Annotated in this window: 17 protein-coding genes; 5 read left to right on the top strand and 12 right to left on the bottom strand. The window is 72.0% G+C overall.

Translation table 11 applies throughout. The features are described 5' to 3' along the window. Positions 1 to 19 precede the first annotated feature (19 nt). The 3 genes from ML5_RS08610 to ML5_RS08600 all read right to left on the bottom strand — a co-directional run bounded on the left by ML5_RS08610 (position 20) and on the right by ML5_RS08600 (position 3,659). Positions 20 to 787, bottom strand: a complete 768-nt coding sequence (locus tag ML5_RS08610; RefSeq protein WP_013284647.1) for a 3-oxoacyl-ACP reductase — start codon at positions 785 to 787, stop codon at positions 20 to 22. 5 nt (positions 788 to 792) lie between these two features. Next, positions 793 to 2,148 carry an aldehyde dehydrogenase gene (locus ML5_RS08605; RefSeq protein ID WP_013474425.1) on the bottom strand — a complete coding sequence of 452 codons (1,356 nt, stop codon included), beginning with the start codon at positions 2,146 to 2,148 and terminating at the stop codon, positions 793 to 795. Between the two features lie 146 nt (positions 2,149 to 2,294). Next, entirely contained in the window at positions 2,295 to 3,659 is a 1,365-nt protein-coding gene (locus ML5_RS08600) for a glutamine synthetase family protein (protein ID WP_013284645.1), read from the bottom strand. Between the two features lie 86 nt (positions 3,660 to 3,745). On the opposite strand from ML5_RS08600, the gene ML5_RS08595 reads away from it, so the two are divergent. After that, positions 3,746 to 4,924 carry a sorbosone dehydrogenase family protein gene (locus ML5_RS08595; RefSeq protein WP_013474424.1) on the top strand — a complete coding sequence of 393 codons (1,179 nt, stop codon included), beginning with the start codon at positions 3,746 to 3,748 and terminating at the stop codon, positions 4,922 to 4,924. Positions 4,925 to 4,955: 31 nt separating this feature from the next. Here ML5_RS08595 and ML5_RS08590 read toward each other — a convergent pair whose 3' ends face one another. Continuing rightward, a complete protein-coding gene (locus ML5_RS08590; RefSeq protein ID WP_013474423.1) occupies positions 4,956 to 5,204 on the bottom strand; it encodes a hypothetical protein in 249 nt (82 codons plus the stop codon). Continuing rightward, positions 5,204 to 5,497: a hypothetical protein gene (locus tag ML5_RS08585; RefSeq protein WP_236619380.1), complete on the bottom strand. Its 294-nt coding sequence runs from the start codon at positions 5,495 to 5,497 to the stop codon at positions 5,204 to 5,206. The genes ML5_RS08590 and ML5_RS08585 overlap by 1 nt, the downstream gene beginning before the upstream one ends. A gap of 407 nt (positions 5,498 to 5,904) precedes the next feature. Here ML5_RS08585 and ML5_RS08580 point away from each other — a divergent pair, with 407 nt between their 5' ends. Continuing rightward, positions 5,905 to 6,705 carry a helix-turn-helix transcriptional regulator gene (locus tag ML5_RS08580; RefSeq protein WP_013474421.1) on the top strand — a complete coding sequence of 267 codons (801 nt, stop codon included), beginning with the start codon at positions 5,905 to 5,907 and terminating at the stop codon, positions 6,703 to 6,705. Then, positions 6,696 to 6,890 carry a DUF397 domain-containing protein gene (locus ML5_RS08575; RefSeq protein ID WP_013474420.1) on the top strand — a complete coding sequence of 65 codons (195 nt, stop codon included), beginning with the start codon at positions 6,696 to 6,698 and terminating at the stop codon, positions 6,888 to 6,890. The genes ML5_RS08580 and ML5_RS08575 overlap by 10 nt, the downstream gene beginning before the upstream one ends. Before the next feature lie 40 nt (positions 6,891 to 6,930). Here the strand turns inward: ML5_RS08575 and ML5_RS08570 are convergent, their stop codons facing one another. The 7 genes from ML5_RS08570 to pcaF all read right to left on the bottom strand — a co-directional run bounded on the left by ML5_RS08570 (position 6,931) and on the right by pcaF (position 14,862). Then, complete coding sequence (locus ML5_RS08570; RefSeq protein ID WP_013474419.1) at positions 6,931 to 7,308, bottom strand: nuclear transport factor 2 family protein; 378 nt, start codon at positions 7,306 to 7,308, stop codon at positions 6,931 to 6,933. Between the two features lie 38 nt (positions 7,309 to 7,346). Then, positions 7,347 to 8,921: an amino acid permease gene (locus ML5_RS08565; RefSeq protein ID WP_013474418.1), complete on the bottom strand. Its 1,575-nt coding sequence runs from the start codon at positions 8,919 to 8,921 to the stop codon at positions 7,347 to 7,349. Positions 8,922 to 9,182: 261 nt separating this feature from the next. After that, entirely contained in the window at positions 9,183 to 9,929 is a 747-nt protein-coding gene (locus ML5_RS08560; protein WP_013474417.1) for an MBL fold metallo-hydrolase, read from the bottom strand. 47 nt (positions 9,930 to 9,976) lie between these two features. Continuing rightward, positions 9,977 to 10,477, bottom strand: coding sequence for a DUF456 domain-containing protein (locus tag ML5_RS08555; protein ID WP_013474416.1), 501 nt, complete (start codon positions 10,475 to 10,477; stop codon positions 9,977 to 9,979). 88 nt (positions 10,478 to 10,565) lie between these two features. After that, a complete protein-coding gene (locus tag ML5_RS08550; protein ID WP_013474415.1) occupies positions 10,566 to 12,716 on the bottom strand; it encodes a bifunctional diguanylate cyclase/phosphodiesterase in 2,151 nt (716 codons plus the stop codon). A 5-nt stretch (positions 12,717 to 12,721) separates the two neighbouring features. Beyond that, entirely contained in the window at positions 12,722 to 13,540 is an 819-nt protein-coding gene (locus tag ML5_RS08545) for an SAM-dependent methyltransferase (RefSeq protein WP_013474414.1), read from the bottom strand. Positions 13,541 to 13,656: 116 nt separating this feature from the next. Beyond that, entirely contained in the window at positions 13,657 to 14,862 is a 1,206-nt protein-coding gene (gene pcaF, locus ML5_RS08540) for a 3-oxoadipyl-CoA thiolase (protein WP_013284637.1), read from the bottom strand. A 98-nt stretch (positions 14,863 to 14,960) separates the two neighbouring features. On the opposite strand from pcaF, the gene ML5_RS08535 reads away from it, so the two are divergent. Beyond that, positions 14,961 to 15,926: a glutathione S-transferase family protein gene (locus ML5_RS08535; RefSeq protein ID WP_013474413.1), complete on the top strand. Its 966-nt coding sequence runs from the start codon at positions 14,961 to 14,963 to the stop codon at positions 15,924 to 15,926. Next, positions 15,919 to 16,587: a DUF998 domain-containing protein gene (locus ML5_RS08530; protein WP_013474412.1), complete on the top strand. Its 669-nt coding sequence runs from the start codon at positions 15,919 to 15,921 to the stop codon at positions 16,585 to 16,587. The genes ML5_RS08535 and ML5_RS08530 overlap by 8 nt, the downstream gene beginning before the upstream one ends. Positions 16,588 to 16,592 lie beyond the last annotated feature (5 nt).

The following is a 16,592-nucleotide window of genomic DNA, read 5'->3' as shown; positions in this document are numbered from 1 at the left end:
ACCGGCTCACTCCTCGCGCTCACAGGGGGGTGACGTACGCGCCGGTGATGCCGCCGTCGACGACGAACTGCGCTGCGGTCATGAACGAGGCGTCGTCGCTGGCGAGGAACGCCACAGCGGCGGCGATCTCGGCCGGGTCGCCGAACCGGCCCATCGGCACGTGCACCAGCCGCCGGGCGGCCCGCTCCGGGTCCTTGGCGAACAACTCCAGCAGCAGCGGCGTCGCCACCGGCCCCGGGCACAGCGCGTTGACCCGGATGCCCTCGCGGGCGAACTGCACGCCCAGCTCCCGGGTCATCGCCAGCACCCCGCCCTTGCTCGCCGTGTACGCGATCTGCGACGTGGCAGCGCCCATCAGCGCCACGAACGAGGCGGTGTTGATGATCGAGCCCTTGCCCTGGCGGCGCATGTGCGGGATGACGTACTTGCAGCACAGGTACACGCTCGTGGTGTTCACCCGCAGCACCCGTTCCCAGGCGTCCAGGCCGGTCTCCAGGATCGAGTCGTCCTCAGGCGGCGAGATGCCCGCGTTGTGGAACGACACGTCCACCCGGCCGTGCCGCTGCACCACCCCGTCGAACAGGTCACGCACCGCCGTCTCGTCGGCTACGTCGGCGGCGACGAACTCGCCACCCACCTCCTGCGCGGCCCGGGTGCCGGCGTCGGCGTCGATGTCCACGCAGACCACCCGGGCGCCCTCGGCGGCGAAGCGGCGTACGGTGGCGAGCCCGATGCCGCTACCAGCGCCGGTCACCACTGCCACCCGGTCGGAAAGCCGTCCCTGCACTGTGATCACTCCTCGGTGCCGATGAACACGTTCTTGACGTCGGTGAAGGCGTGCAGTGCGTCCGGACCCAGCTCCCGGCCCAGGCCGGAACGCTTCATCCCGCCGAACGGGGTCCAGTAGCGCACCGAGGAGTGCGAGTTGACGCTGAGGTTGCCCGACTCGACGGCGCGGGCCACCCGCACCGCGCGCCCGACGTCCCGGGTCCAGATCGAGCCGGAGAGCCCGTACTCGGTGTCGTTGGCGAGCCGGATCGCGTCCGCCTCGTCGTCGAACGGGAGCACCGAGACGACCGGACCGAAGACCTCCTCCCGCCAGTGCCGATCGGCCGGGGAGCCGGCGAGCAGCACAGTCGGGGCGTACCAGAAGCCGGGGCCGTCGGGGCACGAGCCGGTGAATGCGACGTCCGCCCCGTCGACGTACCCGGCGACCCGGTCCCGGTGCGCGGCGGAGATCAGCGGGCCCATCTCGGCCGTCTCCTGGGCCGGGTCCTCCACCCGCACCGCCCGTACGGCCGGTTCGAGCAGTTCCAGGAACCTGTCGTACACCCGGCGCTGGACCAGGATCCGGGAGCGGGCGCAGCAGTCCTGGCCCGCGTTGTCGAAGACCGCGTACGGCGCGGTCGCAGCCGCCTTCTCCAGGTCCGCGTCGGCGAAGACGATGTTGGCGGACTTGCCGCCCAGCTCGAGCGTCACCCGCTTCACCTGGGCCGCGCAGCCGGCCATGATCCGGGTGCCGACCTCGGTCGAGCCGGTGAAACAGATCTTGCGGACCGCCGGGTGGGTGACGAACCGCTCGCCGACCACGCTGCCCCGGCCGGGCAGCACTGTGAACACGCCCTCGGGCAGGCCGGCGTCGCGGGCCAGTTCGGCCAGGCGCAGCGCGGTGAGCGGGGTCAGCTCGGCGGGCTTCAGCACCACCGTGTTGCCGGCCGCGAGCGCCGGGGCGAATCCCCAGCCGGCGATCGGCATCGGGAAGTTCCACGGCACGATCACGCCGACCACGCCCAGCGGCTCGTGGAACGTGACGTCGAGCCCGCCGGGCACCGGGATCTGGTGGCCGGTCAGCCGTTCCGGCGCGCCCGCGTAGTAGTCGAGCACGTCCCGGACGTTGCCCGCCTCCCAGCGGGCGTTGCCGATGGTGTGCCCGGCGTTGCGCACCTCCAGGAGAGCCAGCTCCTCCAGGTGCGCGTCGACCTGGGCGGCGAACCGCCGCAGCAGCCGCCCCCGATCCCCCGGCGCCACATGACGCCACGTCTCGAACGCCGCAGCCGCCCGCGAGACAGCAGCATCCACGTCCTCCACGGAGCACCCCGGAACGACCCCGATCCCCGCCCCGTCAACAGGCGAGATCACCTCACCCACGCGGTCCCCCCTCCCCTCGCCCCCGCGATCTTGCAGTTGCTGCCCCGGCGAAAGCCCCATAACGCCCGCACTGAGGGCCGCAAGTGCAAGATCGACGTCGAGAGCGGGGCGCGAGTGCGGGCGCGGCGGCGGGGAGCGCGGCGAGGTCAGAGGCGTTCGAAGCCACGGGTCAGCTCCCAGTCCGTCACCGCGGCGTCGAAGGCGGTCAGCTCGACCTTCGCCTGGTTGGCGTAGTGGGCGGCCACCTCGTCGCCGAACGCCTCCCGGGCCACCTCCGAGTGCTGCCACAGGTCCAGCGCGTCACGCAACGTCGTGGGCACCCGCTCGGCGTCCGGGTCGTCGTACGCGTTGCCGGTGCACTCGTCCGCCAGCTCCAGCTCGTTCTCGATGCCGTGCACCGCGCCGGCCACCAGCGCGGCGATCGCCAGGTACGGGTTGACGTCGGCCCCCGGCACCCGGTTCTCCACCCGCATCCCCTGCCCGTGCCCGACCAGCCGCAGCGCGCAGGTGCGGTTGTCGGTGCCCCAGCGCAGCGCGGTCGGCGCGAACGAGCCGGGCTGGTAGCGCTTGTACGAGTTGATGTTGGGTGCGAAGAACAGGCTGAACTCGCGCATGGTGGCGAGCAGCCCGGCCAGCACCCGCTGTCCGGTGACGCTCAGGTGCGCGGGCCCGTCCCCCAGCATCGCCGAGGAGCCGGAGGCGTCGCGCAGCGAGAAGTGGATGTGGCAGGAGTTGCCCTCCCGCTCGTTCGGCTTCGCCATGAACGTGATCGCCATGCCCTCCTGGGCGGCGATCTCCTTGGCGCCGTTCTTGTAGATGACGTGGTGGTCGGCGCAGCGCACCGCCTCGTCGTACCGGAAGGCGATCTCATGCTGGCCGAGGTTGCACTCGCCCTTCGCGCTCTCCGGCGTGAGCCCGGCGCCGGCCATCTCGGTGCGGATGCGGCGCAGCAGCGGCTCGACCCGGGCGGTGCCGAGCAGTGAGTAGTCCACGTTGTACTGGTTGGCCGGCGTCAGGTCGCGGTAGCCGCGCTGCCACGCCTCCTCGTACGAGTCGCGGTAGAGCACGAACTCCAGTTCGGTGCCGGCGTACGCGGTCAGCCCGTGCGCGGCCAGCCGGTCGAGCTGCTTGCGCAGGATCTGCCGGGGCGAGGCGACCACCGGGCCGGAGCCGTCCAGCCACTCCAGGTCGGCCAGCAGCAGCGCGGACCCGGGTTGCCAGGGCATCCGGCGCAGCGTGTCCAGGTCGGGGCGCATGGCGAAGTCGCCGTAGCCGCGTTCCCAGCTCGACATCGCGTACCCGTCGACGGTGTTCATGTCGACGTCCACGGCGAGCAGGTAGTTGCAGCCCTCGCTGCCGTGCGTGACCACCTGGTCGAGGAAGTAGGGCGCGTGGAACCGCTTGCCCTGCAGGCGGCCCTGCATGTCGGTGAGCGCGAGCACCACCGTGTCGATCTCACCCTCGGTGACGGCGACCCGCAACTGTTCCAGCGAGAGCGGCGTTGGTTTCATCAGGGGCCTCCATCACCAAGGTCTACTGGCAAACCGGATCACCGTCAATGCCCCGGCGAGGCCGGGTGCGAAACCGGGGAGTGCACATGCGCCGTCGTACCGTCGCGGTCGTCGCCGCCGTCCTCGCGATCGTGCTCGCAGCGACCGACGCCCACGCCGGCAACCGGCCCACCGGCCGGCCGGCCGCGGACGGCCCCGACCGGCCGGTCACCGCCGACGCGCACCAGCGCCCGGTCGCGCTGGACCTGCGCGGCTTCGACGGGCGTGCCGGCTGGTCCGGCTACGACCTGACCCGTCCCCGCGTCGTCGCGACCGGGCTGGAGGCGCCGTGGGGGCTGGCCTTCCTGCCCGACGGCAGCGCCCTGGTCGCGCAGCGGGACCAGGGCACGATCCTGCGCGTACGCCCGGGTCGCCCGGCCCGGCAGGTGGCCCGGATCGCCGACGTGGCCGCGGGCGGCGAGGCGGGCCTGCTCGGGCTCGCGGTCTCCCCCCAGTACCGCCGGGACAGGTGGGTCTACGCCGCCTACACCACCGCTGCCGACATCCGGATCGTCCGGTTCCGCCTCGGGACGTCCCAGCCGCCGCAGGTGCTGGTGAGCGGCATCGCCCGCAGCGCCGTCCACGACGGCGGCCGGATCGCGTTCGGCCCCGACGGCATGCTCTACGCCGGGATCGGCGACGCCGGGGTGTCCGCCCGCACGCAGGACCTGACCAGCCGCAACGGCAAGATCCTGCGGATCCGCCCGGACGGCGGCGTGCCGGCCGGCAACCCGTTCCCCGGTTCGCTCGTCTACAGCTACGGTCACCGCAACGTGCAGGGCCTCGCCTGGGACCGGCAGGGGCGGCTGTTCGCCACCGAGTTCGGGCAGAGCACCTGGGACGAGGTGAACCGGATCGTGCCCGGCGGCAACTACGGCTGGCCGCTCGTCGAGGGCGTCGCCGGTGATCCCCGGTTCCGCGACCCGGTCGTCGTCTGGCCGCCCGCGCAGGCGTCCCCGAGCGGTGCCGCGTTCACCAGGGGCACGCTCTACGTCGCCGCGCTGCGCGGCGCCCGGCTCTGGGCGGTGCCCGTCGACGCCGCCGGCCGCGTCGGCGTACCGGTGGCGGAGCTGGCCGGCACGTACGGCCGCCTGCGTACCGTCGAGGTGGCCCCCGACGGTGCGCTCTGGGTCGCGACCAGCAACCGCGACGGCCGCGGCACCCCGGCGGCCGGCGACGACCGCATCCTCCGCTTCCCGCTCACCCACCGCCGCCCCACGATCTGACCCCTTGGGTACGCGGACAGCCCACCCCGCGTCAGCCACGAACCCGCGCCCAGGCCAGGAATCGGCCGTGCAGATCCGGCGCGTGGTCGGGATTCAGCTTGGCGAGTTGTTCCCGCGCCTCGGTCATCAGCCCGCCGAGATAGAGCAGCAGCGCGGTGCGGTCCTCCCGGTACTCGACGAGCAGCGACAGCCGGGCCGGCTGACAGGGCCACTCCGCCCCGCAGTTGCGGCACCGCCACAGCGGGCGCATGGGCAGGTGCGGAACCACGCGCCGGCCCATCACCGCAGCCTTCGGGCGATCGCACGCGCCTCGTCGTCGCTGAGCGGAAGGAACCAAAAGAACCGCCGGACGATCTCGGGCGGTTCCGGCCCCTCGACTCGGCCACGCAGATCCCGGATCGCGCCGCGCACGAGGAACGCCATCATCCGGATGAGCGCTGCCGGATCGAGCTGATCACGCGGAATGCGACGCAGGGTGGGACACGGCCACGGTTCCTGACAGCGCTCGCATGTCCAGTCCGGCTCGTACCCGATGTGACCGATCGCGCTGAGCACACCGACCAGAGCCGTCACCAACGGCCCCCGTTCGCCCGCCACTCCTGCGCCGGCGTCAGACGCCCCGGGCTGCCCGGGCGAATTGTGGGGAACGGTCGGGTCGGTTCACGCATCCAGGCCGGTAGATTGCCGCCGGGTTCGCGCTTCGGCAGGGTGGGCAGCTCACGGGTACGGCACCGGAACCATCGGACACGCACATCGGCCTCCTCGTTGATGGAGGGGACCGCCCGGCATCGTCGGGACCGGGCGGCCCCGGGCTGGAATCCGCCCGTGCTCGCCTGCGACGAGCGGATCCGCATGCGTGACAGTCTGGTGAGGACACCGCTACGGTCGGAAGGCATCGAGCCTGGTCACGGCGCACGAGTGAAGTACGGGCTCAACCGGCAGACACCGAATGAAATTCACGCACGGACTGTGGAGGAACTGTGGAGGAACCGACAGCAGAGTTGATCCGTGCGCAGCTCCGCCGACTACGGAACGTTGCCGGTCTCAATCAGGAGGAATTCGGCCGGTTGGTCCACTACTCGCCGTCAATGGTGTCCGCCGTCGAAACCGGCAGCCGTCCGTACGACCGGCTCTTCTTGGCTCGTGCCGACGAGGTGCTGAACTCCGGCGGCCTGCTGGTGTCCCTGCTCAAGATGGCCGAACGCGAGGGCTTGCCGTCCTGGCTCCGCCCATGGCTCGATGCCGAACGCAACGCTCGACAGCTCCGGTGCTTCCACCCGACTCTCATTCCAGCCCTGCTTCAGACGGAGAACTACGCCCGAGCGGTGATTCGCTGTGACGACCTACTCAGCGATGCCGACGTGGAGAGCCGCGTGGCAGCCCGCATGGATCGCCAGGAAGTCCTGCGGCAGCCATCTCCGCCCCAGCTCATCGCTGTACTCGACGAGGGAATGCTGCACCGCCGCGAAGAGAGCTTCCGCGGCCTGATGGCTCAGCAGATCGAGCACCTGGTCGTCTGCGCCGAGCGCCCGCACATCAGTATCCACGTGCTTCCACTACAGGTCGGGTTGCACATCGGCTTGTCCGGTCCGTTCACTCTGGCGAGAGGCGCGGAGGGCGGTTGGGTCGCCAGCATGGAATGCCAGCTCACCACGAGCGTGATCGACGGCGACGCCGACGTGGCTACGCTTCAGTCGAGATGGGAGATGATCCGGAGTGAAGCTTTGCCCCGCCGGCAGTCTCTCGAGCTTCTGAAAGAGGTGGAGACGTCATGGATCTGAGCGGCGCGACCTGGCGAAAGGCGACCCGGAGCGGCAACACCGACTGCGTCGAGGTGGCTGACAACCTGACGGAAGTGGTGCTGGTACGCGACTCCAAGGACCGGGACGGCGGCACGCTCCACGTCACCCCGACGTCGTGGCGGTCGTTCGTCGGGCTGGCCAAGCAGATCGGATCCGCAGCCTAACCGACAAAACGATCGCCAAGATCTCCGGACAGCCCGGCGCTCACATCGGCTGGACCCAGGCGGATCGCCACTGCGGGGACGGGTCCTGGCCGAGGCTGGTCCAGTACTCCCGGCCCTCGGTGATCCGCCCGCCCCGCACGGTCCAGAACGACGCGACCCGGTGCACGCCCATTCCCTCGTGCGGCACCTCCACCTCGGACACCACCGTGTCGCCCGCCGCCACCACCCGCAGCACCCGGATCGACCAGCCCTCCGGGTACTCGGCGTTGACCTTCACGTAGTTGTCGCGGCCGACGATCCGCTCGGCGCTGGCCGGCCACTCCACCACCACGTCGTCGGCCAGCAGGTCGCCGACGCCGGTCCAGTCCCGGGCCTGCATGCGATCCCACAACGCGCGTACCACCGCTTCCGAGTCCATTGCCGGATCATGGCAGGACCCACCGACAGCTACGACAGCTACGACGGCTCGGCGGGCTCGGGCTCGGGTTCGGCCTGGTCGACTGTGCGGCGCGGGCCGGTGAACCACTTGCGGGCCGAGGCGTACCACCAGATCGCGACGCCGAGCAGCACGCCACCGATGGCGATCGGCGCGTAGTTCACAGCCGTCCAGCTGAAGTCGGGGTTGCCGGGCACACCCGCCGGGACGATCGGCAGCACGAAGTAGACCGAGATGACTGCGATCTCGACCACCGCGATCCAGCCGAGCAGCTTGTAGCGGCGGCCGAGCGTCCACGGGCCCGGGGTGAACCGGTCGCCCATCCGCAGCCGCAGGAAGATCGGGATGATGAAGGACAGGTACAGCCCGATCACCGCGACCGACACCACCGCGTAGAACGCGACCGGGATGCCGCCGCGCTGGTAGAGCGCGGGCAGCGTGAGCACCAGCCCGGCCAGCGTCGCGCCGATGATGGCGTTCACCGGCGTACCGTTGCGGTTCACCTTCGACCAGAGTTTCCAGCCCGGCACCGCGCGGTCCCGGCTGAACGCGTACGCCATCCGCGACATCGACGTCACGCAACTCATGCCGCAGAAGAACTGCCCGATGGTGGAGATGATGATGACGGCCTTGAAGAAGAACGGCGTCAGCGCGCTCTCGAAGATCGCCCCGGAGAAGCCGCCCGCCTCGTTGATCGCGTCCACGTCGGTGGCCGCGAACAGGAACGCGAGCAGCAGGATCCAGCCGCCCACCGCCGAGTAGAAGATCGACCGCCACAGCCCCTGCGCGGCGGCCTTGGACGCGCCCCGGGTCTCCTCGGAGACGTGCGCGCAGGCGTCGAAGCCGGTGATCGTGTACTGCGTGAGCAGGAAGCCCAGCGGCAGCACGTAGAACCAGAACGCCAGCCCGCCGGTCTCGCCGTCACCGAAGCCGGAGTTGTTGAACCGCTCGGTGAACACGAACTGGAAGCTCTGGTGGTTGTCCGGGACCAGGACCAGGATCAGCACCACGGCGGCCGCGCCGGCGACGTGCCACCAGACCGAGACGTTCTGGAGTACGTCGATGATCCGGTGCCCGTAGATGTTGATCAGCCCGTGCAGCGCGAGGATCACCACGAACAGCCCGAACGTCTGGTGCCCGGTGCCGGCCCAGCCGTCGAACAGCGCCGACAGCGTCAGGTTGAGGAACGTGGCGCAGCCGTAGTCGACCGACGCGGTCACCGCGACCAACCCGATCAGGTTGAGCCAGCCGGTGAACCAGCCGTGCACCGGCCGGCCCATCGTCGCCGCCCACCAGTAGATCCCGCCCGCTGTCGGGTACGCCGACACCAACTCGGCCAGGCAGAAGCCGATGATCAGGATGAACAGCGAGATCAGCGGCCAGCCCCAGGAGATCGCCACCGGGCCGCCGTTGTTCCACGCCTGGCCGAACGTGGTGAAGCAGCCGGCCAGGATCGAAATGATGGAGAACGAGATCGCGAAGTTGGAGAAGCCGCTCCACTTGCGGCGCAACTCCTGTTTGTAGCCGAGTTCGGCGAGTCGTCGGGCGTCGTCGTCCATCGGCTGCTCGGCGGTCGGCGCGGGCGTCGTGGCCACTGCACACCTCCTCGAGGCGATGCTCGTGCGAGTGCTCGCAGTGTGCTCCCGGCCGATCAAGGCGGTCAATACGTACCCCGGTAATTGCGTTGTCGCCCGATCCCACCCGGGGCATCATTGTGGGCGTGACCAGGCCCGACCCGACGGGCCGGCACCGGGCGCTCGGCAACGCCCGGTCCGCGGCGGCGCGCGGCGTCCACCTCTCTCTCACTGAAGTACGGCGATCGGCCGTACCCTCCGGACGCCCCGCGCCGCCGCTCCCTACCGGCCGACTGTCACCGTCAGCCCGGGCGCAGCCACCTCCACCGGGCTGGCGAACCCGCGCCGTACGGCGGCCAGCGCCTCGCGCGGCTCCGTCCCCGGCCACAGATGGGTGAGCAGCAGGCGCCGCACCCCGGCCTCGGCGGCGTACCGGCCGACCTCGACGGCGCTGGACAGGTTCCCCTCGTGCCGCTGCGGGAGTTCGTCCGGATAGGTCGCCTCCGCGATCAGCAGGTCCGCGTCGCGGGCCAGCTCCACCCGCGCCGGGCTGGGTCCGGTGTCCCCGGTGTAGGCGAGCACCAGGCCCGGCGCCGAGAACCGGGCCCCGGCGTTCGGCACCCAGTGCGGCAACGCGAACGTCCGCACCTCGTACGGCCCGAGACGCAGCGTCTCCCCCGGGGTGAACCCGGTCAGCCGGTACCCGGGTTCGAGCAGGCCCGGCTCGTCGATCGCGAGCAGTCCGGCGAGGCTGCCGGTGGGGGCGTACACCGGCAGGGGCGGCCCGGACCGGTTCGCGAGCACCCGGGCGCGGACCAGCGGTTGCAGGTCCGCGCAGTGGTCGGGGTGGCCGTGGCTGACGTAGACGGCGTCGACGTGCTCCGCCCTCGTGAGCGCCAGCAACGGTTGCAGCGTCGCGTAGCCGGGGTCGATCAGCAGCCGGAAGCCGTCGTGTTCGACGAGGAAGCCGGCGCAGGCCTGGTGGGCGGTGGGGAAGGCGCCGAGGCCGCCCAGGACTGTTGTCCGCATCCGGTCGACCGTACCGGTGGGGTGGCCGCCGGGTGGTCCGGCGACGGTCAGACGAACAGCAGCCCCGCGACCCACAGCGCGGCGATCATCAGGCCGGCGGTGAACTCCAGGACCATCGACAACCCGGCGGCCTTGAGTGCCTGCACCGTGGCCGGCCAGGCGAGGCGGGTGTCGCCGAGCCGCAGCCGTTCGGCGCCGAAGATCCCACCGACGAAGCCGATCGGCAGCCCGATCACCGGGATCACGAAGAACCCGACCACGCCGAGCAGCCCGCCCGCCAGCAGCGAGGTGGTGGGCACGCCGGTCCGCTTCAGGTTGCGCCCCGGCCAGAGGTACTTGAGCACGGTGCCACCGGCGGCGATCGCCGTGGCGGCGGCGAGCACCGCCCAGCGACCCGGCCCGGCGTCGCCGAACAGCGTCCACACCAGTACGCCGCCCCAGCACAGCGGCAGCGCCGGTAACCCGGGCACCACCACCCCGGCCAGTCCGGCGACGATCGCCAGCGCGGCGACCACCGACACCACGGCCTGCGAATCGGTGAGGCTCACCGGTTCTCCCTTCCTCGCCTGCCGCGTGCGCGGGAGGTGTTAAGCGGGGCCCCCTCCTCTACCGGAGGCGTTAAGAGGGGGCCCTTCCTTACCCGCCCAGGCGGGCGCGGATGCCGTCGGCGGGCATCGGGGCGCCGAACAGCCGGCCCTGCCCGGTGTCGCAGCGCAGCGCCCGCAGCCGTTCGGCCTGCACCTCGGTCTCCACCGCCTCGGCCGTCACCGACAGCTCCAGCGCGTGCGCCAGCCGGACCAGCGCGTCCACGATCCGCTCGTCCCGGTGGTCGGCCACCGCGTCCCCGCCGTCACCCCGTATCCCCTCGACGAACGGACCGGCCAGCTTGACGCAGTGGATCGGCAGCCGCCGCAGGTACGCCAGGTTCGAGTAGCCAGTGCCGAAGTCGTCGATGGCCAGCCGCAGCCCGAGGCCGGCGAGCTGGTGCAGCGTCCGCAGCGGCTCGCCGGCGCTGCCCATGACGGCGCTCTCGGTCAGCTCCAGCTGCAACAGCTCGGCCGGCAGGCCGGTGTGCTGCAACGCCTCCGCCACCGTCTCCACGATGGCCGGGTCGTCGGCCTGCCGGGCGGCCAGGTTGACGCTGACAACAGGCGTGGTGTCCGGGTACGCGCGCCGCCACGACTCGGCGTCGCGGCACGCCTGACGCAGCACCCAGGCGCCGAGCCGGACGATCAGGCCGGTCTCCTCGGCCAGCCCGATGAACCGGTCCGGCCCGATCAGCCCCAGCTCCGGGTGCTGCCAGCGCACCAGCGCCTCGACCGCCACCATCGTGCCGTCCAGCAGCGACACGATCGGCTGGTAGTGCAGCACGAACTCGCCCCGGTCCAGCGCGGCGGGCAGGTTCGCGGCCAGCGCGGAGCGGGCGATGTCGGCGGCGCTGCGCTCCGGGTCGTACACCGCCCAGCGGCCCCGGCCCTCCGCCTTGGCCCAGTAGAGCGTGGTGTCGGCGGCCTTCATCAGGTCGCCGACGCTCGTCTCCGCCGCCGGGCACTCCACGATGCCGATGCTCGCCGACACGGCGAGCTGCTGGTCACCGACGTGCACCGGCGCGGACACCGCGGCCAGGGCCAGCTCGGCGACCTCCACCGCGTCGTCGATGCCGCCGTCGGAGTCGACCAGGATGACGAACTCGTCGCCGCCCATCCGGGCCACCAGGTGGCCGCGCCCGGCCACGCAGTCGCTGAGCCGGCGGGCGATCACCTTGAGCAGCCGGTCGCCCAGGTCGTGGCCGAGGCTGTCGTTCACCGCCTTGAAGCCGTCCAGGTCGATGAAGCACAGCCCGACGCGCTGGTCCGGACCGGCGCCGTCGAAGACGTCGCCGAGCGTCTCGAAGAACAGCGTCCGGTTGGGCAGGCCGGTCAGCGGGTCGTGCAGCGCCTGGAAACGCAGCCGCTGCTGCAACTCGTACCGCTGGGTGATGTCCTCCACCATCGCCACGGTGAACCGGGGCCGGCCGTCGTCGTGCCGGATGAGCGAGACCGCGAGGTCGGTCCAGACCACGCTGCCGTCCTTGCGGTAGTAGCGCTTCTCCACCCGCGCGCTGTCCCGCTTGCCCTCGATCAGCTCCTGGTACAGCTCCCACATCCCGGCCGCGTCGTCGGGGTGGAACAACGCCGAGACGTTCATCCGCCGCATCTCCGCGACGGCGTAGCCGAGCATGTCCGCGAACGACTGGTTGACCTCGATGATCTGCCCGTCCACCCCGGCGATGCCGATGCCGATGGCGGCGCCGGTGAAGACCGCCCGGAACCGCGCCTCGCTGTCCCGCAGCGCCTGCTCGACGGTGTCCCGGGCCTGCCACGCGGACCGGGCGATCCGCTCCTGCTGGCTGAAGACCCGGTCGCGCAGCGCGCGGGCGAACCCGGCGGCGAACGCGCCCTGGAGCAGCGCGACCCGCTCACGCAGCTCCGGCGACTCGGTGCGCGACGGCAGCACCCAGGGCAGGAACCGGTCGCCGAGCGCCTGCACCGACCAGTCGAGCACGCCGGGCTCGGTGAGGTGCGCCTGGACCAGGGCACGCCCCACCTCCTCCGCCGGGCGGGCGGAGAAGGTGGGGGCGAGCAGGGCCTCGCCGAGTCGCTCGGTGAGCGGCACCAGCAGGCGCTCGGTCTCGGCCGCGCTCAGCGGCACGAACCCGATACGGCGCACCGCGCGAGCCCACTCGGCGGCGTACGCGGCGGCGCCGGGCCGGCTGACGTCTCCCCCGTCGCTGTCCGGGGCGCGCATGGGGCTCAGCCGGCGGCGCGGTCGTGCCGGGCGACGCCGCCGAAGGCCCCGAACCGCTCCGGGTGCTCGTCCACGTCCGACGGGGAGTCGGGCCGCCACAGCGGCATGTGCACGACGCCCGGTTCGAGGATCGTCCAGTCGCCGAAGAAGCCGGTGATCTCGGCCCGCGAGCGCAGCGTGATCTCCGTGGCGGTACGCGCCGACAGCCGCTGCGCATCCAGCATCTCCTGCGGCTGATCCTCGAACGTGGAGTGGGAGATGACCAGGTAGCTGCCGGGTGCGGCGGCGGCGCGCAGCGTGGCCAGGATGTCGGCCGGGCGGTCGGCGTCGGGCACGAAGTGCACCACGCCGGCGAGCAGAATGCCCAGCGGCCGGTCGAAGTCGATCAGGCCGCTGGCGCGGGCGTGGTCCAGGATCAGCTTCGGCTCGCGCAGGTCAGCCAGGATCGCCGTGGCCCGGTCGTTGCCGGCGAGCAGTTCGTGGCTGTGCGCCACGGCAACCGGGTCGATGTCCACGTACACGATGCGGGCGTCCGGGTCGGCGGTCTGGGCGACCTCGTGCACGTTGCCGACGGTGGGGATGCCGGAGCCGACGTCGAGGAACTGGTCGATGCCGGCGTCGAGCAGCACCCGTACGGCCCGGCGCAGGAACTCCCGCCCGGAGCGCATGGTGGCGGCCAGGTTCGGCGTCATCGCCGCGATCTGTTCGGCGAGCTGCCGGTCGATCTCGAAGTTGTGCGCCCCACCGAGGAAGTAGTCGTAGACCCGGGCGGCGCTCGGCCGGGTCAGGTCGATCTCGGTGGGCAGGCTCTCCGGCGTCTGCATCGCTCGGTCCCCCAGGTCGTCGTCCGCCGTCGATGGCGGATCATGTGGTCCAGACCACTCTAGGCCGGTACGGCCGGGTTCGGGAGATCCACTGGAGGCGATGCCGTCGGCCCGGGTCAGGCGGCCGACTCCAGCAGCAGCGAGATGCCCTGGCCGACACCGATGCACATGGTGGCGAGCGCCCGCCGGCCGCCCCTTCGGCGCAGTTCCAGCGCGGCGGTCAACGCCAGCCGGGCACCGCTGGCGCCGAGCGGGTGACCCAGCGCGATGGCCCCGCCGCCGGGGTTGACGTGCTCGGCGTCCTCCGGCAGGCCCAGCTCGCGCAGCACCGCCACCGACTGTGCGGCGAACGCCTCGTTCAGCTCGATCACGTCCACGTCGGCGAGCGACAGGCCCGTCCGGTCGAGCAGCTTCCGGGTCGCCGGAACCGGACCGATGCCCATGATCCGCGGCGGTACGCCTGCCGACGCGGCACCGCGTACCCGGGCCAGCGGGGTAAGGCCGTAGCGCTCGACGGCGGCCGCGGAGGCGACCAGCAGCGCGACGGCGCCGTCGTTGACGCCGGAGGAGTTGCCGGCGGTCACAGTGCCGCCCTCGCGGAACGGGGTGGGCAGCGCCGCGAGCTTCTCCAGCGACGTCTCGCGCGGGTGCTCGTCGGCCTCGACCAGCTTCGTCTCGCGCTTGCCCGCGGGCACCGTCACCGGGACGATCTCCTCGGCCAGCCGGCCGTCGGCCTGCGCCTTGGCGGCCCGCTGCTGCGACCGGTACGCGAAGGCGTCCTGCGCGGCCCGGTCCACGCCGAACTCCGCTGCCACGTTCTCCGCCGTCTCCGGCATCGAGTCGATGCCCCACCCCTTGCGCATCAGCGGGTTGACCAGCCGCCAGCCGATCGTGGTGTCGTACACCTCGGCGGTGCGGGCGAACGGCGTGGCCGCCTTCGGCATGACGAACGGCGCGCGGCTCATGCTCTCCACGCCGCCGGCCACCACCAGGTCGGCCTCCCCGGCGACGATCGCGCGGGCGGCGGAGGCGAGCGCGTCCAGGCCGGAGCCGCAGAGCCGGTTGACGGTGCTGCCCGGCACCTCCTCCGGCAGGCCGCCGAGCAGCGCGGCCATCCGGGCCACGTTGCGGTTGTCCTCGCCGGCCTGGTTGGCGCAGCCCAGGATCACGTCGTCGGTGCGGGCCCAGTCGACCGAGGGATGGCGGGCCACCAGCTCGCGGACGACGTGCGCGGCCAGGTCGTCGGGGCGGACCCCGGCCAGCGCGCCGGCGTACCGGCCGATCGGGGTGCGGACTCCGGCAACGAGATAGGCCACTGTCATCGCGCGTACGTCCTTCGGGGGTGGGAAGGGGTCGGTCGGCGGGTCGCGGGGGTACCCGGCGCCAGGATATCCGTGACCGGAGCGGATAGGTTTGCCGCATGTCCGGGGCCCAGTTCAGCGCAGAGACCAGCGGTGGCGGCGCGTTCGTCCGCCAGCCCAACCGGTTCACCGGCCGGGTCACCCCGCACTCCACCTCACCCGAGGGGGGCGGGCCGGACGAGCAGGGACGCTGGCCGCTGGAGGCGGGCCGCTACCGGCTGATCTGGTGCCGGGCCTGCCCGTGGGCGCACCGGGCCCGGATCGTGCGCGGCCTGCTCGGGCTGGACGAGGTGATCTCGCTGGGCACCGTCGATCCGATCCGGGACGAGCGGGGCTGGCGGTTCGCGCTCGACCCGGACGGCTTCGACCCGGTGCTCGGCATCGGCTACCTGTCCGAGGCGTATCTGTCCACCGACAGGGACTACACCGGCCGGGTGACGGTGCCGGCGCTCGTGGACACGCTCACCGGACGGGTCGTGACGAACGACTATCCGCAGCTCACGCTGGACTTCTCGACCGAGTGGCGGCGGTTCCACGCGCCGGACGCGCCGGATCTCTACCCGGTCGAGCTGCGCCCGGAGATGGACGCGCTGATGGCGGAGATCCACCGGGACGTCAACAACGGCGTCTACCGGTGCGGCTTCGCCACCTCCCAGGAGGCGTACGACGAGGCGTTCACCGCGCTGTTCGCCCGCCTCGACGCGCTGAGCGAGCGGCTGGCCGGGCGGCGCTACCTGATGGGCGACGCGATCACCGAGGCGGACGTGCGCCTGTTCACCACGCTGGTGCGCTTCGACGTGGCGTACCACGGCCACTTCAAGTGCAACGAGCGCAAGCTCACCGAGATGCCGGTGCTCTGGGCGTACGCGCGGGACCTGTTCCAGACGCCGGGGTTCGGCGAGACGGTGGACTTCGACCACATCAAGCGGCACTACTACGCCACCCACGACATGATCAACCCGACCCGGATCGTGCCGCTGGGGCCGGACCTGTCCGGCTGGACCACCCCGCACGGACGTGGCTGAGGACACCGGCCGCCGGATCGCCGCCGCGTTCGCCGCCGTCTGCCTGGCAGCCGGCGCGGCAGCGGTGACTGTCGCGGTGATCGCCGGTCCCGGCCCGGGCCCCATCGCGTACGTGAGTGAGGCGGGCATAACCGACAGCGGGTACGCCGGGGCGTACCGGTTGGGGATCTTCTCGGTGGCCGCGTCGCTGCTGCTGCTCGCCGGGGCGCTGCCGCCGGGGTTGCGGGCGGCGGCCGGGCTGCTCGGCGCCGGCGCGGTCGCCACGGTGCTCTCCGGCGCCGTCACGTGCAGCGAGGGCTGTCCGCTGCCGCCGTTCGAGGCCACAACGGTGGCCGACCTGGTGCACGGCGGTGCGAGCATCGCGGCGACCGCCGCGGTGGTGCTCGCCATGCTCGTACTGCTGTTCTCCCCGGCCGCGGACCAGGGGCTGCGGCGGATCGCCGCGGTCGGCGCGGCGGTGGCGCTGCCGGTGGCCGCCGTAGTGGCGGCGGCGCTGCTGCTGGTCGGGCGCAGCACGCTGCTCGGGGTGTCGGAGCGGGTGCTGCTGGTCGTGGTCGCCGCCTGGGGACTGGTCACCTCCGGCTACCTGGCTGTAAGGAGCCTCACCGGCGACGGTCCTTCCGTTCCGGCCCGGGGCGGGAGTAACGTGTCGCGACGATGACCAAT

The sequence above is a fragment of the Micromonospora sp. L5 genome (genome assembly GCF_000177655.2).
Lineage (GTDB): Bacteria > Actinomycetota > Actinomycetes > Mycobacteriales > Micromonosporaceae > Micromonospora > Micromonospora aurantiaca.
The sequence above is the reverse complement of the archived record's forward strand: the minus strand, read 5'-3'. Positions and strand labels throughout refer to the sequence as shown.

Bases quoted from the DNA above. Each gene is read 5' to 3' on its own strand.
- ML5_RS08560 (WP_013474417.1), bottom strand. From the start codon at position 9,929: ATGCGGACAACAGTCCTGGGCGGCCTCGGCGCCTTCCCCACCGCCCAC.
- ML5_RS08535 (WP_013474413.1), top strand. From the start codon at position 14,961: ATGTCCGGGGCCCAGTTCAGCGCAGAGACCAGCGGTGGCGGCGCGTTC.
- ML5_RS08545 (WP_013474414.1), bottom strand. From the start codon at position 13,540: ATGCAGACGCCGGAGAGCCTGCCCACCGAGATCGACCTGACCCGGCCG.
- ML5_RS08575 (WP_013474420.1), top strand. From the start codon at position 6,696: ATGGATCTGAGCGGCGCGACCTGGCGAAAGGCGACCCGGAGCGGCAAC.
- ML5_RS08595 (WP_013474424.1), top strand. From the start codon at position 3,746: ATGCGCCGTCGTACCGTCGCGGTCGTCGCCGCCGTCCTCGCGATCGTG.
- ML5_RS08590 (WP_013474423.1), bottom strand. From the start codon at position 5,204: ATGGGCCGGCGCGTGGTTCCGCACCTGCCCATGCGCCCGCTGTGGCGG.
- ML5_RS08550 (WP_013474415.1), bottom strand. From the start codon at position 12,716: ATGCGCGCCCCGGACAGCGACGGGGGAGACGTCAGCCGGCCCGGCGCC.
- ML5_RS08570 (WP_013474419.1), bottom strand. From the start codon at position 7,308: ATGGACTCGGAAGCGGTGGTACGCGCGTTGTGGGATCGCATGCAGGCC.
- pcaF (WP_013284637.1), bottom strand. From the start codon at position 14,862: ATGACAGTGGCCTATCTCGTTGCCGGAGTCCGCACCCCGATCGGCCGG.
- ML5_RS08600 (WP_013284645.1), bottom strand. From the start codon at position 3,659: ATGAAACCAACGCCGCTCTCGCTGGAACAGTTGCGGGTCGCCGTCACC.